Raw genomic sequence first — 17,765 nt, 5'->3', positions numbered from 1 at the left:
CGTGAACGGGTCGACCGCACATTCCATCGGCATACTGACGATCGGATGGCGACGGCGCGACGACACAGCAACGCAATGCATGGTGCCCTGCGTTCATGACGGCAACACGACAGCCACCGTCAGTCGGCGATACTAGCGATCGAAGCTGAAGGAAACCTTAAGGAAAAAAACGCCGCGGCGCGGCGGTCGAATTTCACGGTTACGCTTAAGATAGGCGGCACGTCACACGCGTGAAACAGATGACGCCCCAACCCGCGCAGCGCCGAGCTGCGACCTCATCCAGGCCGAATGGAATCCCGCACCATGCGCTTACTTCTCGTGGAAGACGACGACCTGATCGGCTGCGGCATCGAGGCCGGTTTGCGCCAGTCAGGCTTCACCGTCGACTGGGCGCGCGACGGTCATCAAGCGGGCCTCGCGCTCGACACCACCGCCTATGCGCTCGTCATACTCGACCTCGGTCTGCCGCGTGTCTCCGGCATGGATCTGCTCAAGCGTCTGCGCGACGCCGGCAAGGACGTGCCGGTGCTGGTGCTGACCGCCAAGGGCACGGTGGTCGACCGCGTGAACGGCCTCGAAGCCGGCGCCGACGACTACCTCGGCAAGCCCTTCGATCTGACCGAACTGATCGCCCGCTGCCGCGCGCTGCTGCGCCGCGCGCAAGGCCGCAGCGTCGAGCTGATCCGCTATCAGGAACTGACCGTCAATCCGAGCGCGCAAACGGTCGAGCTCGGCGGCTCGCGGGTGCCGCTCACCTCGCGCGAATGGGCGATCCTGATGCAGTTGCTGACCCATCAGGGCATTCCGCAATCGCGCGCACGGCTGGAGGAAAGTCTGTACGGCTGGCAGGAAGAAATCGAGAGCAACGCGATCGAGGTGCACGTGTCCAATCTGCGCAAGAAACTCGGCGCACGGCTGATCCGTACCGTGCGCAATATCGGCTACGTGGTGGAGAAGGCGTGATGTCCGCATCGATCCGCCGGCGCCTCGTACTGCTGGTGCTCGCCAGCATCGCGCTGGTCTGGGGCGTCGCGCTGCTCACCAGCTACGCGCAGGCGCGAGCCGAAGTGAGCGAATGGGAAGAGGCGCGTCTCGCGGAACTCGCGCAGATTCTCGCGCTGCTCGATCAGCGCAACCTGACCACCCTGGCCAACGCGCGCATCGACGTGCGCGAGGAAGAAAAAGGCGGCGAACCCGGCGCGAACGATAGCGACGACGACGACGCGCTGCCGCGCGACGCCCTCTTCCAGGTGCGCAACGCGAAGGGCGACGTTCTCGCCGGCAGCCCGCCGCTGCATGCGCTCGCCGCATGGGATCTGCCGGTGCCATCCACGAGCGGCGCGCAGGACGTGACGCTCGGCGGCCAGCGCTATCACTCGTTCACCCTGCGCGACACCGCGCTGGGCCATACGGTGCGTGTTTTCGAACCGGCCAACACGCGCAGCGACCTGGTGAGCGGCGTCGCGAGCCGCATCGCGCGGCCCACGCTGATCGCGCTGCCGGTGCTCGCGTTGCTGGTGTGGTTCAGCATCGGCCTGAGTCTCGCGCCGCTCAAGCTGCTGTCGGGGGCGATCCGTTCGCGCGACGTGAACCGGCTCGAACCCGTCGATATCGGCCGCGCGCCGACCGAGGTGCGGCCGCTCGTCGATGCGATCAATCTGCTGCTGTCGCGTCTGCTGCACTCGCTGGAACGCGAACGCGCGTTCACCGCCGACGCCGCCCACGAACTGAAGACGCCGCTCGCCGCGATCAAGGTGCAGGCGCAGGTGGCGCTGGCCGAAACCGACACCGCGTTGCAGCAGCTTGCGATGCAGCGCGTGGTGCAAGGTGTCGATCGCAGCGCGCGGCTCGCCGAACAGTTGCTGCTGCTCGCGCGGCTCGACGCGCACGAAACGCTCTCCACCGCGCCGCTGCGTCCCGCCGCCGTCGCGCGCGACGCGCTGCTCGCCAACGAACGCAATGCCCAGCAGAAGGCCATCCACGTGACGCTGAGCGGCGACACGCGCGCGGAGATCGACGCGGAGCCGGTGCTGATCGGCATCCTGCTCGACAACCTGCTGGACAACGCGATCAAGTACGGGCAGCCGGGCGGCACGATCGAAGTGGCCGTGCGGCATGCGGACGATCGCGTGTGCCTGACCGTGCGCGACGACGGACCCGGCGTCGCGGCCGGCGACCTCGACCGTCTGACGAATCGTTTCTTTCGCGCGACCGGCAATCAGGCGACCGGCAGCGGCCTGGGACTCTCGATCGTCGCGCGGATCGCCGAGCATTTCGGCGCGGATCTGCGGCTCGGGGCGGGGATCGGGGCGCGTGGCTTGTCGGTGGAGGTGTCGTTTCCGGCGTATGCGGCGGTGCGGTGAGAGCTTGCCCGCCACGACTCAACGCTGCGCCGCCTCGCCGGTGATGCGCGGCTCGCCCGGCGGCGCCAGTCCGGCCTGCTGCGCGAAATCGGTCGCCGGCCTGCCCGCTTCCGCGAACTGCCATGCGATCAACCCCGGCACGTACATCACCAGATCGCGGATGCGCCGTGCGCCGGCCAGCGCGAGGCATAGCGAAGGATCGAGGCCAAGCGCGCCGCCGATCAGAATGAAACCGCCCTCCTGCACGCCGAGCGCGCCCGGCACGAAGAACGCGGCGCTGCTGATCGCCTGGATCAGCGATTCGATCACGACCGCTTCCACCAGCGTGATGCGCTCGCCGAGAAAATACAGCGCAAGCCAGATTTCCAGCGAAGTCAGAAAGCACTGCAACGGCTGCCAGAAGAACAGATAGCGCAGCACCACCGCGCGGCGCCGCCAGATCAGCTTGATTGTCTGATCGATGCGCGCCGATGGCCCCACCAGCGCCGCGAGCTTGCCGCTCGTCATGCGCTCTAGAACGCGGCCGATACGTTCGAACGGACTCGCATGCTGCATCACCGCGAACAGCACGAAGAGCGGCGTCAGCACCACCACGCCCCACGCCAGCTGCGATGCGAGCCGCAGCGCGCCGGAGTGCGCATGCGCGAACAGAAAGCCGATACCCACCATCGTGAACAGCAACTGGCTGATCACCGTGAGCTGCATGTCGACGATGATGCTGCCGATCGCCATCGCAGGCCGCACGCCGCGCCGCCTGAGCAGGCGGAAGCCCACCACCTCGCCGCCGATCCGCGCGACCGGCAGCATGCAGTTGACCGATTCGCGCACCCAGACGGTATGCAGCATGCGCGCGACGCCCGGCCGGTTCGCGCCGCGAATCAGCGAGCGCCAGTCGCAGGCGTTGGCGAGCATCGGCAGCACATGCACGAGCGCGGCGAGCAGCAGCCCCGCGCCGGCGACCCGCAGCGCGCCGAGCACGGCGGCGGGGTTCTCGTGCCAGACGAGCCAGAGCGACGCCAGCAAGCCGGCGAGCGCGGCGGCGCGGCCGAGGTGCTTCATGGCGTCGCCCCGCAAGACAGGCCCCGATGCGCAGCGCGATACGGCGGCACGCGCAGCGGTGCGCGCGCCGACCCATGCGACCGGTCAAGCGCGCCGCGCGTATCGCTGCGTCGTCGTTCGATAACCCCGTGCGTCATGGCCGATCCAGGCTGGCGTTGTTCCGTGCTGCGTCGATCATTCTTCCGGCTGCGCGGACAGCAGGCCGTCGCCGTCCACCTCGAAGCTGAAGCCTCGCCAGATGACCCGCGACGACCAGAAGCTCGCGACGAAAATCGCAAATGACACGATATCCCAGATCGGCAAAAGCCACAGGTCGCGACGCACCTGCCGCAGCGCACGATCGGACAGCAGTTTCAACGCGAGCCGCGCGGCCATGGCGAGCGGCACCAGCGCCCACGCCCACGGCGCGCCGCCGGAAAACGCCACCGCCAGCAACGCGAACGCGAGCGGATGAATCAGCACCGAACCGAAATGGCCGAGCGGATCGACACTGCGAATCGTGCGGCTCCAGCGCAACTCGTGCGCGATCAGTTGGGTCGCGCTCGATTCGACGCACGCATGCGCGATCGTGAACGGCGGAATCACCACCTTCTCGCCGATCATGCGAACCGCCTCGCCGATCGCGTGGTCTTCCGCCAGATGCCGCACGAACGGCGTGAACCCGCCGATCTTCTCCAGCGTGTCGCGGCGCATCGCGATGGTCTGGCCGAAGCATGGGCGCGCGAGCCCGAGCGCGAGACCGGTGACGACGCCGGGCAGGAACTGATAGTTGGTCGCCTTGGCCGACAGGCGCGGCCAGAATCCCGGATCGGGTTGTCCGCGATACACGCAGGTCACGAGCCCGACGCCCGGCTTCTGCAATTCGCCGATCACGTTGCGCAGATAGTCCGCGCCGACGCTCACGTCGCTGTCGGCGAACACCAGCACGTCGTGGCGCGCCTGCGGCAGCATGTTGAGGATGTTGCTGATCTTGCGGTTCGGGCCGTACAGACGGGCATCGGCGATCACGCTGATATCGGCGTCCGGATGCAGGCGGCGCAGTTCGTCGACGGCACGCAAGGCCGGGTCCGCGCCGTCGTGCACGCCGAACAGGAATTGCACTGGGCCCGGATAGTCCTGGGCGCAAAAGCTGGCAAGATTGGCGAGCAGCGCCCACTCGTCGCCGTGCAGCGGCTTGACGATGGTGACGGGCGGAAAGCTGGTCGGCTCGGCCACCGCACGGGAGAAGAAGCGCCCGATCAAGGCGCCCGCCAGCACGGTGTAGGCGATGCCGAACGCCGCCCCCGCCGCGCACACGCAAGCGAGGCACGCGGCAAACGAGGACAGCAGCGACACGACCAGTGGCGTTGCGGCGCTCACGCCTCGTGAGCGCGCAAAAAGCGGAAGAACTCCACGCCTTCGCGCAGACGCCGCTTCATCATGTCCCAACTGGTCAGCATCTCGCGAAGGATTTCCCAGATCTTCGACGGGCGGAAATAGAAGCGCTTGTAGAAGTTTTCGAGCTGGTGATAGATCTCGTCGCGCGACAGGTGCGGATAGCCGATCGCCGCGAGCTGCACGCCCGACTTGCTGACCAGGTTGATCACCTTGTTCTCTTCGAGCCAGCCGTTTTCGACGGCCTGGTTATAGAGCGTCGTGCCCGGATAAGGTGCGGCGAGCGACACCTGGATCGTATGAGGATTGATCTCTTTCGCGTACGTGATGGTCTTCTGGATCGTCTCCTGGGTCTCGCCGGGCAAGCCCAGAATGAAGGTGCCGTGAATCTTGATGCCGAGCTTGCGGCAATCGTCGCTGAAGCGGCGCGCGATGTCGGTGCGCAGACCCTTCTTGATGTTCAGCAGGATCTGGTCGTCGCCGGATTCGTAGCCGACCAGCAGCAGACGCAGACCGTTTTCCTTCATGATCTTCAGCGTCGCGTACGGCACGTTGGCCTTCGCGTTGCACGACCACGTCACGCCGAGCTTGCCCAGCCCGCGAGCGATTTCCTCGACGCGCGGCTTGAAGTCGGTGAAGGTGTCGTCGTCGAACATGATCTCCTTCACCTCGGGCATGTTGTCGCGAATCCACTTCACTTCTTCCAGCACGTTGTCCACCGAACGCGTGCGGTAGCGATGGCCGCCCACCGTCTGCGGCCACAGGCAGAACGTGCATTTGGAGCGGCAGCCGCGGCCCGTGTAGATGGACACGTACGGATGCTTCAGATAGCCGATGAAGTAGTTGTCGATCTTCAGATCGCGCTGATAAACCGGCGCGACGAACGGCAGTTCGTCCATGTTCTCGAGGATCGGCCGCGCTTCGTTGTGCTCGATCGACCCGTCGGGCGCGCGATAGCTCAGCCCCTTGATCTGTGCGAGGGGCTTGCCCTCGGCCACTTCCTGGCAGGTGAAGTCGAATTCCTCGCGGCAGACGAAATCGATCGCGTCGCTGGCGGTCAGCGAGTTATGCGGATCGACGGCGACCTTGGCGCCGACCATGCCGACCAGCAGCGCCGGCTTGCGCTTTTTCAGGTCTTCGGCGAACAAGGCGTCGGTGGGGAAAGACGGCGTGCTGGTGTGGATCACGACCAGCTCGTATTGCTGCGCGATGTCGAGCGTCGCCTCGACGGAAAGGCCGTCGGCCGGCGCGTCCAGCACGCGGCTGTCGGGCACCAGCGCGGCGGGTTGCGCGAGCCAGGTCGGATACCAGAACGACCGCACTTCACGCTTGGCCTGATAGCGCGAACCCGCGCCACCGTCGAAGCCGTCGTACGACGGCGCCTGCAAGAACAGGGTTTTCATTGACGCTCCAGCAAGCCTCGATCGGCGCTTTCAGTTGTCTATCGAAAAACCATCGGCACGGGAACTCGCCCACGCAATTCGCGCAGATACTACGGAGCAAAGCTGAAGGAAACCTTAAGCAAAAAAAGGCCCGCCGCCGTCGGCTCCGGCGAGTTTGTACCACTGCTTCCAGGCAAGATTTATTACAGCGTGGAGGAAACGCACGGCAATGCGCCGCGCAAAAAAAATCGGCCGGCTGGACGCTTGCGCGCCCGAACCGGCCGACCACCGCCTTCGCTTCAGACCGGCTTGATATCCGCCGCCTGCTTGCCCTTTGGTCCCTGCTTGATTTCGAAGCTGACCTTCTGGTTTTCCTGCAACGACTTGAAGCCCTCGGAACGAATCTCCGAGAAATGCGCGAACAGGTCTTCGCCGCCGTCGTCAGGGGTGATGAAGCCGAAGCCTTTTGCGTCGTTGAACCACTTCACTGTACCGGTTGGCATGTCGATTCCTCTATGCATCCAGGTTGATTGGGCTGCAGTCGCCGGTTCGCGCCCAGTGCCCGCGGTGATGGACCGCGAGCGCGTGCCGGTTCCTGCCACTGCCGTTTGACTCTACGCTTGTTTGCGTGCCGCCGCTGCGTTTGCCTTCCAGTTGCCTTCCAGCCGCTGCGCGAGGCGTGCAGCAAGGCGCGTGCCGCCGCGTCGAGGTGGGTGGGTTGCCGCTGCTGACGGTGCTGACCGTGCTGACGGTGCTGACGGTGCTGCCGGTCGCGGTCGAGCGCCATCGAGCGGCGCGCCGTGCGCGGCTGCCCGCCCGGCGCGGCGATGCGATGGCGTGCAATCGGATAAGATCATCGTTTGTCATCGGCAGTCCATTGCAGGCCGCGCCGGACCAGCCCAACGTTCGACGACCGCACGGCCTGCCGCCCTCCCACTTACAGGAACCCCAGCATGGCCACCTCGAACTACACCGATACGCAGCTCCTGATCAACGGCGAGTGGTGCGACGCCGCAAGCGGCAAGACGCTCGACGTCATCAACCCCGCGACCGGCCAGCCGATCGGCAAGGTCGCGCATGCCGGCATCGCCGACCTCGACCGCGCGCTGGAAGCCGCGCAACGCGGTTTCGACGCATGGCGCAAGGTGCCCGCCAACGAACGCGCCGCGACCATGCGCAAGGCCGCCGCGCTGGTGCGCGAACGCGCGCTGGACATCGCCCGTCTGATGACGCAGGAACAGGGCAAGCCGCTGGGCGAGGCACGCATCGAAGTGCTGTCGGCGGCGGACATCATCGAGTGGTTCGCGGACGAAGGCCGCCGGGTGTATGGCCGGGTCGTGCCGCCGCGTAATCTCAACGTGCAGCAACTGGTGCTCAAGGAGCCGATCGGTCCGGTCGCCGCGTTCACGCCGTGGAATTTCCCGGTCAACCAGGTGGTGCGCAAGCTGAGCGCCGCGCTCGCGAGCGGCTGCTCGTTCCTCGTCAAGGCGCCGGAAGAAACCCCGGCGTCGCCGGCCGCGCTGCTGCAGGCGTTCGTGGAAGCCGGCGTGCCGGCCGGCACCGTCGGTCTCGTGTTCGGCGATCCGGCGGAAATCTCCAGCTACCTGATCCCGCATCCGGTGATCCGCAAGGTCACCTTCACCGGCTCGACGCCGGTCGGCAAGCAGCTCGCCGCCATGGCCGGCGCGCACATGAAGCGCGCCACGATGGAACTGGGCGGCCACGCGCCGGTGATCGTCGCGGAAGACGCGGACGTGGCGCTCGCCGTCAAGGCGGCCGGTGCGGCGAAATTCCGCAATGCTGGCCAGGTGTGCATTTCGCCGACGCGTTTCCTCGTGCATAACAGCATCCGCGAGGAGTTCGTCGCGGCGCTGGTCAAGCATGCCGAAAGCCTGAAGCTCGGCGACGGCCTGACCGAAGGCACCACGCTCGGCCCGCTCGCCAACGCGCGCCGCCTCAGCGCGATGAGCAAGGTGCTCGACGACGCCCGCAAGACCGGCGCGACCGTGGCGACCGGCGGCGAACGCGTGGGCTCGGCGGGCAACTTCTTCGCGCCGACCGTGCTGACCAACGTGTCGCTCGAAGCGGACGTGTTCAACAACGAGCCGTTCGGCCCAGTCGCCGCGGTTCGCGGCTTCGACAAACTGGAAGACGCGATCGCCGAAGCGAACCGCTTGCCGTTCGGCCTCGCCGGTTATGCGTACACGAAGTCGTTCCGCAATATTCATGTGCTGTCGCAGCAGATGGAAGTCGGCATGCTGTGGGTCAACCAGCCGGCGACGCCGTGGCCGGAAATGCCGTTCGGCGGCGTGAAGGATTCGGGCTATGGCTCGGAAGGCGGCCCGGAAGCGATGGAAGCGTATCTGGTCACCAAGTCGGTTTCGGTGACGGCGGTTTGATGCTGCCCGAGGCCTGTTCAAGGCTTAAGGGTGGTTGCGGGTGATGGAAATCATGGAGTCGTAACCGGCGTGCGCCAGGGTTCGCGCCGGTTCAGTTTCCCTCCTATTCTCTGTGCCGGGTCCGCGCGCCGTTGCTCGCGGGCCTTTTTATTGTTATCGACACGATGAACGACAGCGCGCTTCAACCGGATCAACACACTCGACTGAATCAGCCGACCTTGACGGGGCGCCTCGTCGAACTGCGTCCGCTCCAGCCGGAACACGAGCCAGGCCTGCTCGATGCCGCCGCCGACGGACAACTGTGGAACATGACCGTCACCGTCGTGCCGGGACCGGGCAAGATGGGCGCGTTCATCGATGCCGCGCTCGCCAGCCGCGCGGGCGGCACGGTGATGCCGTTCGTGATCGTCGATCGCGCGACGGACCGGATTGTCGGCAGCACGCGGTTCTGGAAGATCGACCGCGTGAATCGCAAACTCGAAATCGGGCATACGTGGTTGAGTCAATCGGTGCAGCGCTCGGGCGTGAATACCGAAGCGAAGTATCTGCTGCTGCGCCATGCGTTCGAAGCGATGCATTGCGTGCGCGTGCAACTGACCACCGACGAAAACAACGAGAAATCGCGCGCGGCGATTCTGCGCATCGGCGCGAAATTCGAAGGGGTGGTGCGGCATGAACGCATCATGCCGGATGGACGTAAGCGCAATTCGGCGCGCTTTAGCATCATCGACGATGAGTGGGCGGAGGTGAAGGCGATGCTGGAGGGGAAGATGCGGCGGTGAGGGACATCCCTTGATAGGCGCTTTACCAGTTGCATGCCAAGCCAAGCCGACTCGACAGCCTTAACTCGTCGTCAAACCACTCGCTGTCTTGTCGCCATGCTCGGGGCTGTCGTCTACACCAATAACGTTCTCGAGAAAAATACTCTTTAGCGTTTTGTATATTTCATTACATTGACGTAAATATCTGCGCTGTCGCCATAAACCGTATGCACAACAACGTATTTATTACCTTTTTTCCATAACCAGGCACATGGCGCCTGCTCGACATCTGAGCAAGCCTCCATTTCCGGTTTGCCCACGCATCGCTTATCGCCATTCTGGCATTCAAGCGCATCAGGCGCGTGATAGGGGCTCCATCCGTTTTTTAGCATTTTTGATCTAACTTCATCATATTTTTCGCGTTCCTGTATCGACGGAAGCCCGTAGCCGCTCAGGTTTGCCGCGTGGCCAATCGCTGCCTGCAGCAAAGAAAATAAGCAAGCCCCAACAAAAATCAATTTTTTCACCGTAAATCCTCGAGATTGGAATACGCTTACTTAGCGTTTCGTTTGTTTTTTTGATATCCTGGCGCGCCTGTTTGCACCACATTCCATAGTCGACACTATCGGCAACACGCATAAAATTCATCGCGCCAACACACTATTTCTCGAGAAGCGTTTTCAGATAATCTACGCGCTGCCTGGTGATCTCGACAAGACAGTCTTTCACAATCGACCCAGCACCAACGCCTTGCGACTGTGAAGCCTCGGCTGCTATATAGCCATTACACTGCTTTTCCCTATAATCAAGCCAGACCTTCTGTGACTGTTCGAGCTCATTCTTGTATTGCGTGAATGAATAGATTTTTTTATAGATTGCATTAAGCTCTTTCTTTGAGCTATCCAGAGTGCGATCAGCGCAAGACAAATCATCATACACATTCCCATCGCCGGCGCACGCTTTGGCAAACGAACTCAACGGGAACAAAAAAATTATCAAATAAATTATTTTTCTCATCGCATCCTCGATAGATCGCCAATCTTATAACTTTGGAAGTTCAATCGTATAAAAATCTGGTCTGGAAGATATCAGTCCTTGCGTCGTTCCACGCACATGCATCGCATGTCCGTTTCCAATTGCCCGCGATTCCGGCACCCGTGAAAAAATGCTTGCAGCCGGAAACGCAAGCGCGGTTTTTGTTCAAGGACAGAATGCTATCGCACGGCAGTCGATCCAACGCTCGATCACGGCACCACTGTTACTGACATATTCCACCCTCCAAAACTTAAGATCGTCCGACACGCGTAGTAGCTTTACGTAGTCCCCCTTCACCACGTAAGTCCTGGCAACTGGCAATGTGGACGGCTGATCGTATAAATACGCTTTAGCAGCCTTGACCTGGCGCTCGCCACGATGTTCGTCAGTTGGCTCTTTTTGTAGTTTGACTTTGTAGGGACCGTAAAAGAAATCGCCACGAGGGTTTTGGATGACTCGCCAATTCAGCTCGTCATCCGTCGTCGCAAGCTCGGCGACCCCGTCCTTTCCGCCGAAAAACGAGTAGAAGTGAACTTCGGCTGACCGGCCGTCTGTCGCGACACGACCAGTTATGTTGATCGCTTTACGATCCGGATCACAGTCGATCCGGTTGCCGCTCTGGGTTACGAAACAGTAGGCGCCTTGGAGCCGACCGTCGGCGCTCTCCGTCAATCTCACCTCAAATGTGGAGTAGGGTTTTCCGGAGGCATCAGCACGTTCTACATATTTCCAGTCGCCCGAGAACGGACCCTGAGCATAGACAACGTTTACGGAGTAAGCGAGTGCGATGCCGACAATCATCTTTATCGGGATTAGAGCCGAAGATATCTTGTTCATATGCTCACCGTAAGGCAGTCGTCTACACGATTGAGCCAACCCTGAAGATAAACGATCTGACTTGGGTCATTCACTACCAACTGGTTGTAATACGCTTTTCTCAAGGTCGTTATGTCGGAAAGCAGTTTGTCCTGATCAGGAACCGAGACGAGCGCATTCACAGTTTGAGGACCCATGCCGCCATCCTCTGAAACCGCGGAATTGTATTTTTGATTAAGCATCATTTGTATCTGTTTAGCGGCGCCACCCGAAGTTACAGTCCAGTCGTAAACCATCAAGGCTACGCGCGCATCCCGAAATTTGCAAAATCCCTTGGGCTCCCAGTAGCGCTTGAGATAAATAACTTCCGCCTGCGTCTCGCTCAAAGCCCTCAAGTTATCAAGGGTTGGCTCTAGACCGAGATCTTCTTTGGCATAGGCTTGCCACGCCGCCCAGGCGATTCCGTGATTTGTCGCCCCGCCGTTGTCTGTTTGGGAGTTAACAAAACCTCCCTCATGTTTCAGGATGATCGCCGATATTTTCTTGAATTGAGCTGCGCAATCGCAACCACCGTCAATGAAATTGCCAACCAACCCAATCGGATGGAAATGCCACGGTGTTGGCGTGGTCGGGAAGCTGTCGACGCCGCTAATCTGCTCCCACCATTGCAACTTACCGATGCGCTCAAGCTCGCCCTTCCAAAGCCATAGCAGCTTCTTCATCAGCGGCGACAGCGCGTCCCATTTGCCTGGGTCGCCACCCCACTCGCTTTCGTATCGCACCACCAGGTGCGAAATCGCCTCGGCTAGCCACCGCGTCTGCTGCGCGGCCTTCAATTCCAGCGCCGTTATCTTGCCGTCGCGATTCGTATCGATGGCCTTTTCCAACTTGGTGATGAGCTCGCCCGCATTCACCAGCGACATGCTCGGCTCGAACTCCGATTTGTCCTCGCCTTTGATCAACCGTTCCGTCACGTACAGGTAGCGCTTGAGCATGTCGAGCGGCTTGGTGCTGCTGCTGTCGACCAGATCGAAACCAGGCCAGTCCCACGGCCCGCACAGGCGCGTGAGCGGATGCCGTGTATCGCACACCCAGCCTTGTCGCGTCGCGCCGTCCTTTGTGCCGATGGTGATGTTCCACCAGTGCTGCGTCGGGCTGCTGTCATCCTTCGCAACATTCTCAAGGCCGAGCTTGTCAAGATCGACTCGACGAAACACATCCCGGAAATCCGCGGCGGGTCCTTTTGCGTTCGCGATTTTTAACGGGAATTCCTTCCAGCCTTTAACAGCCATCGCCGTCACCGTATTTGCAAGATTGGCCTCGACCCACAATGGCGTCCCGAGGTTATCGAGGACGGGCGCCGGATGATGTCCAGCGTGATGTCCGCTATGAATCCCCTGATGAGGTTGATGGGGTGCCGCCGGCGCCGTCGGCTGATGACGCACTTTCGGTTGTACTCTGACCCAGCGTGATCCCTCGACATCACCAACAGGCACCAGATGCAGGTTAGGCTGCATTGACGTTGGTGTCAGCGTCTGATCGGGTTCGGGAATGTCCGTTACAAGCAGTGCGCCAGGCAAAATTTCCAGAAACGTTTTCGTCTGTGCCCGAGGCGATTGTTTCACACGGTCCCTGCTCCTGTTGATGAACTCCGGCAAGTCCGGCCCAGCGAACGTCTCCAGATGCAACATCGGATGCGTTCGCTGCGGCGGCAACGGACTCGAATCCGCGTAATCCTGATACTGGCCGAGATAGCCAATCACGGTCCCCGCCGCCACGGGAAACGGCGTCTTGAGCACCACCACCTGATCGAGTGGTTTCGGATCAACCACAAAGTCCAGTTCCTTGACATACACCCAGCCATACGGCACATGTGGAGACGGCGACTGCCCCGCCATCGCCCCAACGGGCGTACCGCTTCTTATCTTCGCGATCTTCCCCCAGCCAGGTTTGTTCGACGTTTCCGTTGTGGAGACAATCAGTTCTGAACCTGTCGGCAGCAGTCCGATGATCCGTCCGTTGGCGGCATCACGCACGCGGATGCCTGAAACAGGCGTCGGATGCGGAGCGCTACCTGCGGCTAGGGACGGCAGTTTGAAATCACTCTGCATCGGAACTCCGATGGAGTCGCTGTCCGCCCCGTTCCAGCCACCCGCCTGTTGCGTCATGAAGGAAATGGCCTTTCGCTTCGGCACGTCCTGTTTGTCCTTTGCCTTTGCACCGACGCGGTAGTATCGGTCGCCCTCCCAGAACGGCAACGGCTGCACCTGCGGAGCATGCGGGTCAACAGGCGCTTTCTTTCCGGCGTCCATCGCGAGTTCATATCCGCCCCAGTCCAACAGATGCATGTACAGGCTGAAAAATACGAGCGTGTCGGCAGCGGGCGCTTGCGCGGGAAGCGCAGGAGCAAGGGGACTAGTCGAGGCAACCGGGACGCTCGTTGCGCTGACTGCAGTGGCCGGTGCAACCGGCACGCTGGATGCACCGGATGCATTCGGCAATGCGCTGTCCGGTTTCAGTGGCGGCGGAAGCTGCAGCTTGTGGCGAATCAGCACGAAGCCCGTGGAATACGACGCCAAACGCGTGTCCTTATATTCGAGCACAGGGTATTTCGAATCGAGCCGGTAAGCCACCACCTCGCCATCCGCTATCGCGCGGATACCCACGTCCTGCCTGAGCACGTTACCGGTATTACCGTCGAAATGAATGCCGCCGTGCCACATCCCATTTACGCCCAAAGGATAGAAACCGTTCCGCGCATTGCCGAGTGCCTTCATATAGATCATCGGATCTGTCGCGTCGTCCTTGCCTGCTGGCGCGAACGGATAGCTAAAGCTCAGCGGCTTATAAGGCGCTGCAGCTGGCGCGGCGGATGTCGCCGAAGCTTGCGGCGAGTGCGTGGGATGAGAGGGAGGCGTACCTTGGTGCGAATTGCTCATGAGCGGTAATGGCGACTTTTATTCATATGTACCCGGGACAAATGCAACGCTTTCTCCAACGGCGCCGTTATTCGCTTGATCTCATTTCACACCCTTGTTTGATGAAAATCCGACATACCATTATCAACGCAACAATCATTAATTACCCAGCCCGACAAATTACCCAATTCGCACGGACTCGACCAACACTAAACCGTCAATGTTTAATATGACATACAACACAGAATAAAACTGTGATTTTTTGAAAAAACAAACACAAGAATAATCTTAAAAAATCTCATATTTAAATAAACATACAAACAATTGAACAATGAATAAATCGACCGAAGACAACCTAACCTCACGACCGTTTCAATCGAAAGAGAGGTGACTGAGTCAATTGGCAAAGCGCTCGGGCATGAGCACGAGGCAACGATCTACTCTGGGGGAAAGATGCGGCGGTGAGTCGAACTACCGCCTATCAGTCAATCTAAAAACAAAGCAGACAACAAAGCGGGCGCCACCTTCGCGCCCGCCCTAACCTAAACCTAACCTAACCTCACCTCACCCCATCACACGTGCACATCCCGCTGCTCATTCAACGGCGGCGCCTTCGCCGCCTCGAACTCCTCACGCAGCGCATCGCGCGCATGATGCCGCCGCACCCATAGCGCGGTCAGAATCGGCACCAGAATCGCGGTGACGAGACACGCCGTCGCGACCATCGCGGTCGCCGCCGGCACCAGCGGTTTGAAGCGCGGAATCATCTCGCCGATGATCGCCGGATTCGCGACCGCGGCGCCCGCCGTCGACGACGCCGCCAGCCCCGCCGCCCCATTGCCGCCCGCGATCCAGCGATCCGCGAAAATCAGCGGAATCCCCGTCACGACGATCACGCCGAGCCCCAGCGCGATCCCCGGCAAGCCACTCGTGACGATCACGTTCAGATCGATCCCGTTGCCCAGCGCGAAACCGAAAAACGGAATCAGCGGATGCACGCAGCGTCCGAAGAACTCGCGCAATTCGCCATCCAGATTGCCGAGCGCGAAGCCGATCAAAAACGGCAGCACGGCGCCCACGAACAGCCGCGGCTCGAAGAACGCGACCCCGGTCGCGCCCAGAATGATCATGCTGACGAGCGGCCCCGACTCGACCGACATCAGCACGAACGCGCCCGCCTCCTCCTTGGTCCCGTACTGCTGCATCACCGCCGCGTAGAGGCCGCCGTTGGTCATGTCCATCGACGTCGTGATCGCCAGCACCGAGAGCCCCGCGAACAGTCCGGCCTTCACTCCGTCGACGGGAATGAAGTGCGCCGCGATCAGCGTCACGATCCACGCGACCAGCATCTTGGTGACGAGCAGCGTGCCCGATTTGCGCAGCACCACGCCGGTGGCGCGCAGATCGATGGTCGCGCCCATGCAGAAGAACCACACCGCGAGAATCGGCACGGTGCCGGTGATCAAGCCGTTGGTGAACGAGCCGAAATATTTCCCCGCGCCCGGCGCGAACGTGTGAACACAGGCGCCGAGCAGCAACGGCACCAGCATCAGGCCGCCAGGAACGCGGTCGATGGCCTTCTTGAGCTTCATGCCTCCTCCATGGACTTCGCGTCCAGTTGTCGGGTGACGTATCACCCTGTTGGTGTCCCGTTCTGACGCCGGGCTGCTCCCTTTCGGCGCAATATAGCATCGAGATAGGAACGTCGTTCCGATTTTGTGTGCATTCGTGTTTATCGTTTACCCGAGCACGCCACGAAAGCCTTTCCGGCATTGATGACGCGTCGCAATATTTTCGGACCGATGTTCCGAAATCTGAATTTGCGCTACAGTCGAGGCCACGAAGCTGCCCCCTCAACCGGAGACGACAGACCATGGAAGTGCGCCAGGCCATCAACAGCGAGTACGCGAAGACGCTCGACACCGAAGGGCTGCGCAAGCAGTTCCTCGTCGACCAGGTGTTCGAGCGCGATACGCTGAAACTCACGTATAGCCACATCGACCGGATCATCGTCGGCGGCGTGTGGCCGGTCACGCGCGCGGTCGAAGTACCGGGTGCGCTCGGCAAGGCGATCGGCGTGAGCTATCTGTTGGAACGGCGCGAGTTGGGCGCGATCAACATCGGCGGCGACGGCTGGGTGGAGGTGGACGGCAAGCGCTACCCGGTGCGCAACGAAGAGGCGATCTACATCGGCAAGGGCGCGCAGGCGGTCGCGTTCGGCAGCGACGATCTCGCGCATCCGGCGAAGTTCTACGTGAACTGCGCGCCGGCGCACGAGTCGCATCCCACCCGCACGATCTCGCTCGCGCAGGCCTCGCCGCAAACGCTCGGCGACCCGGCCACGAGCAACCGCCGCACCATCTACAAGTTCATCGTGCCCGAGGTGCTGCCCACCTGTCAGTTGTCGATGGGCATGACGAAGCTCGAACCCGGCAACCTCTGGAACACGATGCCGTGCCACACCCACGAACGGCGCATGGAGGTGTATTTCTATTTCAACGTCGCCGACGACGCCGCCGTTTTCCACATGATGGGCGAGCCGCACGAAACGCGGCACATCCTCGTGCATAACGAGCAGGCGGTGATCTCGCCGAGCTGGTCGATCCACTCGGGCGTCGGCACGCGCGCGTACACGTTCATCTGGGGGATGGTCGGCGAGAACCAGGTGTTCGGCGACATGGATCACCTCGCGGTCAGCGCGTTGCGTTAATGGCGCGCCTGACCATGAATCCGCTTTCTGCCGCCCTCCCGTTCTGCGCATCCACGACATGAGCCCGACTACCGTGAACCCTTTCGATCTGAGCGGCAAGGTCGCCATCGTCACCGGCAGCAATACCGGACTCGGCGCCGGCATGGCGGTCGCGCTCGCCGCCGCCGGTTGCGACATCGTCGGCGTGAGCCGTGCCGATCCGGGCGACACCGCCGCGCGCGTCGCGGCCGCCGGACGGCGTTTTGCCGACGTGCGCGCCGATCTCGCGTCGGTGGCGCCGGTCGAGGACATCGTGCGCGCCGCCGTCGAGGCGTTCGGGCGCATCGACGTGCTGGTCAACAACGCGGGCCTCATCCGCCGCGAGGACGCGCTCGCGTTCAGCGTCGACGATTGGGACGCGGTGATGGACGTCAACCTGAAGAGCCTGTTCTTTCTGTCGCAAGCCGCCGCGCGCCGCTTCGTCGAGCAAGGCGGCGGCGGCAAGATCATCAACGTGGCGTCGATGCTGTCGTTTCAGGGCGGCATACGGGTCGCGTCGTACACCGCGTCGAAAAGCGGCGTGCTCGGCCTCACGCGTCTGCTCGCCAACGAATGGGCCGCGCAGGGCATCAACGTGAACGCGATCGCGCCGGGCTACATGGCGACCGCGAACACGGCCGCGCTACGCGATAACGCGCAGCGCAACGACGAAATCCTCGCGCGCATTCCGGCGGCCCGTTGGGGCGCGCCCGAGGATCTCGCGGGACCGGTGGTGTTTCTGGCGTCGTCCGCGTCGGACTATGTGCACGGACATACGCTGGCGGTGGATGGCGGATGGCTGGCGCGCTAGGTGGCGCGTCAGCCGCGCGCTCATGCGGTAGCCGCCCGGTGGTGGCGCCGCGTCGGGTTCCGGCGCACGTGCCGAACGCGGTATGCTCTCGGCGCGCCGCGAGCGCAGGGAAGCCACGC

Annotated in this window: 15 protein-coding genes; 6 read left to right on the top strand and 9 right to left on the bottom strand. The window is 62.1% G+C overall.

Going from position 1 to position 17,765, the window contains the following annotated elements; translation table 11 throughout:
- Positions 1-303 precede the first annotated feature (303 nt).
- Both LFL96_RS08695 and LFL96_RS08690 read left to right on the top strand, forming a co-directional pair.
- Positions 304-963, top strand: coding sequence for a response regulator (locus LFL96_RS08695; RefSeq protein WP_281000200.1), 660 nt, complete (start codon positions 304-306; stop codon positions 961-963).
- The gene (locus tag LFL96_RS08690) at positions 960-2,363 is read left to right on the top strand and encodes an ATP-binding protein (RefSeq protein WP_281000199.1); all 1,404 of its coding nucleotides are present in this window, start codon (positions 960-962) and stop codon (positions 2,361-2,363) included. Before LFL96_RS08695 ends, LFL96_RS08690 begins: the two co-directional genes overlap by 4 nt.
- Before the next feature lie 18 nt (positions 2,364-2,381).
- Here LFL96_RS08690 and LFL96_RS08685 read toward each other — a convergent pair whose 3' ends face one another.
- The 4 genes from LFL96_RS08685 to LFL96_RS08670 form a co-directional block, all read right to left on the bottom strand.
- Complete coding sequence (locus tag LFL96_RS08685) at positions 2,382-3,422, bottom strand: lysylphosphatidylglycerol synthase domain-containing protein (RefSeq protein ID WP_281000198.1); 1,041 nt, start codon at positions 3,420-3,422, stop codon at positions 2,382-2,384.
- Positions 3,423-3,596: 174 nt separating this feature from the next.
- Positions 3,597-4,757 carry a bacteriohopanetetrol glucosamine biosynthesis glycosyltransferase HpnI gene (gene hpnI / locus LFL96_RS08680; RefSeq protein WP_281000634.1) on the bottom strand — a complete coding sequence of 387 codons (1,161 nt, stop codon included), beginning with the start codon at positions 4,755-4,757 and terminating at the stop codon, positions 3,597-3,599.
- Between the two features lie 20 nt (positions 4,758-4,777).
- Positions 4,778-6,199 (bottom strand): hopanoid biosynthesis associated radical SAM protein HpnJ, encoded by a 1,422-nt coding sequence (gene hpnJ, locus LFL96_RS08675; RefSeq protein WP_281000196.1) that lies wholly within the window; start codon positions 6,197-6,199, stop codon positions 4,778-4,780.
- A 278-nt stretch (positions 6,200-6,477) separates the two neighbouring features.
- The gene (locus tag LFL96_RS08670) at positions 6,478-6,681 is read right to left on the bottom strand and encodes a cold-shock protein (protein WP_007181784.1); all 204 of its coding nucleotides are present in this window, start codon (positions 6,679-6,681) and stop codon (positions 6,478-6,480) included.
- Between the two features lie 450 nt (positions 6,682-7,131).
- On the opposite strand from LFL96_RS08670, the gene LFL96_RS08665 reads away from it, so the two are divergent.
- On the top strand, positions 7,132-8,577 hold the full coding sequence (locus tag LFL96_RS08665; RefSeq protein WP_281000179.1) for an NAD-dependent succinate-semialdehyde dehydrogenase: 1,446 nt from the start codon (positions 7,132-7,134) through the stop codon (positions 8,575-8,577).
- Between the two features lie 164 nt (positions 8,578-8,741).
- A complete protein-coding gene (locus LFL96_RS08660; protein WP_281000177.1) occupies positions 8,742-9,359 on the top strand; it encodes a GNAT family protein in 618 nt (205 codons plus the stop codon).
- 146 nt (positions 9,360-9,505) lie between these two features.
- Here the strand turns inward: LFL96_RS08660 and LFL96_RS08655 are convergent, their stop codons facing one another.
- The 5 genes from LFL96_RS08655 to kdgT form a co-directional block, all read right to left on the bottom strand.
- The gene (locus LFL96_RS08655; protein WP_281000175.1) at positions 9,506-9,865 is read right to left on the bottom strand and encodes a hypothetical protein; all 360 of its coding nucleotides are present in this window, start codon (positions 9,863-9,865) and stop codon (positions 9,506-9,508) included.
- 133 nt (positions 9,866-9,998) lie between these two features.
- Positions 9,999-10,355, bottom strand: coding sequence for a lysozyme inhibitor LprI family protein (locus LFL96_RS08650; RefSeq protein WP_281000173.1), 357 nt, complete (start codon positions 10,353-10,355; stop codon positions 9,999-10,001).
- A 183-nt stretch (positions 10,356-10,538) separates the two neighbouring features.
- Complete coding sequence (locus tag LFL96_RS08645) at positions 10,539-11,210, bottom strand: hypothetical protein (RefSeq protein WP_281000170.1); 672 nt, start codon at positions 11,208-11,210, stop codon at positions 10,539-10,541.
- On the bottom strand, positions 11,207-14,128 hold the full coding sequence (locus tag LFL96_RS08640) for a glycosyl hydrolase 108 family protein (RefSeq protein WP_281000168.1): 2,922 nt from the start codon (positions 14,126-14,128) through the stop codon (positions 11,207-11,209). The genes LFL96_RS08645 and LFL96_RS08640 overlap by 4 nt, the downstream gene beginning before the upstream one ends.
- Before the next feature lie 551 nt (positions 14,129-14,679).
- Positions 14,680-15,699, bottom strand: coding sequence for a 2-keto-3-deoxygluconate transporter (kdgT, locus tag LFL96_RS08635; protein ID WP_281000166.1), 1,020 nt, complete (start codon positions 15,697-15,699; stop codon positions 14,680-14,682).
- Positions 15,700-15,980: 281 nt separating this feature from the next.
- On the opposite strand from kdgT, the gene kduI reads away from it, so the two are divergent.
- Positions 15,981-16,817: a 5-dehydro-4-deoxy-D-glucuronate isomerase gene (kduI, locus tag LFL96_RS08630; protein ID WP_281000164.1), complete on the top strand. Its 837-nt coding sequence runs from the start codon at positions 15,981-15,983 to the stop codon at positions 16,815-16,817.
- A 58-nt stretch (positions 16,818-16,875) separates the two neighbouring features.
- A complete protein-coding gene (gene kduD, locus LFL96_RS08625) occupies positions 16,876-17,646 on the top strand; it encodes a 2-dehydro-3-deoxy-D-gluconate 5-dehydrogenase KduD (protein WP_281000162.1) in 771 nt (256 codons plus the stop codon).
- Positions 17,647-17,765: the final 119 nt, after the last annotated feature.

The sequence above is a fragment of the Paraburkholderia sp. D15 genome (genome assembly GCF_029910215.1).
Taxonomy (GTDB): Bacteria; Pseudomonadota; Gammaproteobacteria; order Burkholderiales; family Burkholderiaceae; genus Paraburkholderia.
The sequence above is the reverse complement of the archived record's forward strand: the minus strand, read 5'-3'. Positions and strand labels throughout refer to the sequence as shown.

Bases quoted from the DNA above. Each gene is read 5' to 3' on its own strand.
- LFL96_RS08685 (WP_281000198.1), bottom strand. From the start codon at position 3,422: ATGAAGCACCTCGGCCGCGCCGCCGCGCTCGCCGGCTTGCTGGCGTCG.
- hpnJ (WP_281000196.1), bottom strand. From the start codon at position 6,199: ATGAAAACCCTGTTCTTGCAGGCGCCGTCGTACGACGGCTTCGACGGT.
- LFL96_RS08640 (WP_281000168.1), bottom strand. From the start codon at position 14,128: ATGAGCAATTCGCACCAAGGTACGCCTCCCTCTCATCCCACGCACTCG.
- LFL96_RS08660 (WP_281000177.1), top strand. From the start codon at position 8,742: ATGAACGACAGCGCGCTTCAACCGGATCAACACACTCGACTGAATCAG.
- kduI (WP_281000164.1), top strand. From the start codon at position 15,981: ATGGAAGTGCGCCAGGCCATCAACAGCGAGTACGCGAAGACGCTCGAC.
- kdgT (WP_281000166.1), bottom strand. From the start codon at position 15,699: ATGAAGCTCAAGAAGGCCATCGACCGCGTTCCTGGCGGCCTGATGCTG.
- LFL96_RS08695 (WP_281000200.1), top strand. From the start codon at position 304: ATGCGCTTACTTCTCGTGGAAGACGACGACCTGATCGGCTGCGGCATC.
- LFL96_RS08665 (WP_281000179.1), top strand. From the start codon at position 7,132: ATGGCCACCTCGAACTACACCGATACGCAGCTCCTGATCAACGGCGAG.
- LFL96_RS08645 (WP_281000170.1), bottom strand. From the start codon at position 11,210: ATGAACAAGATATCTTCGGCTCTAATCCCGATAAAGATGATTGTCGGC.
- LFL96_RS08650 (WP_281000173.1), bottom strand. From the start codon at position 10,355: ATGAGAAAAATAATTTATTTGATAATTTTTTTGTTCCCGTTGAGTTCG.
- LFL96_RS08670 (WP_007181784.1), bottom strand. From the start codon at position 6,681: ATGCCAACCGGTACAGTGAAGTGGTTCAACGACGCAAAAGGCTTCGGC.
- kduD (WP_281000162.1), top strand. From the start codon at position 16,876: ATGAGCCCGACTACCGTGAACCCTTTCGATCTGAGCGGCAAGGTCGCC.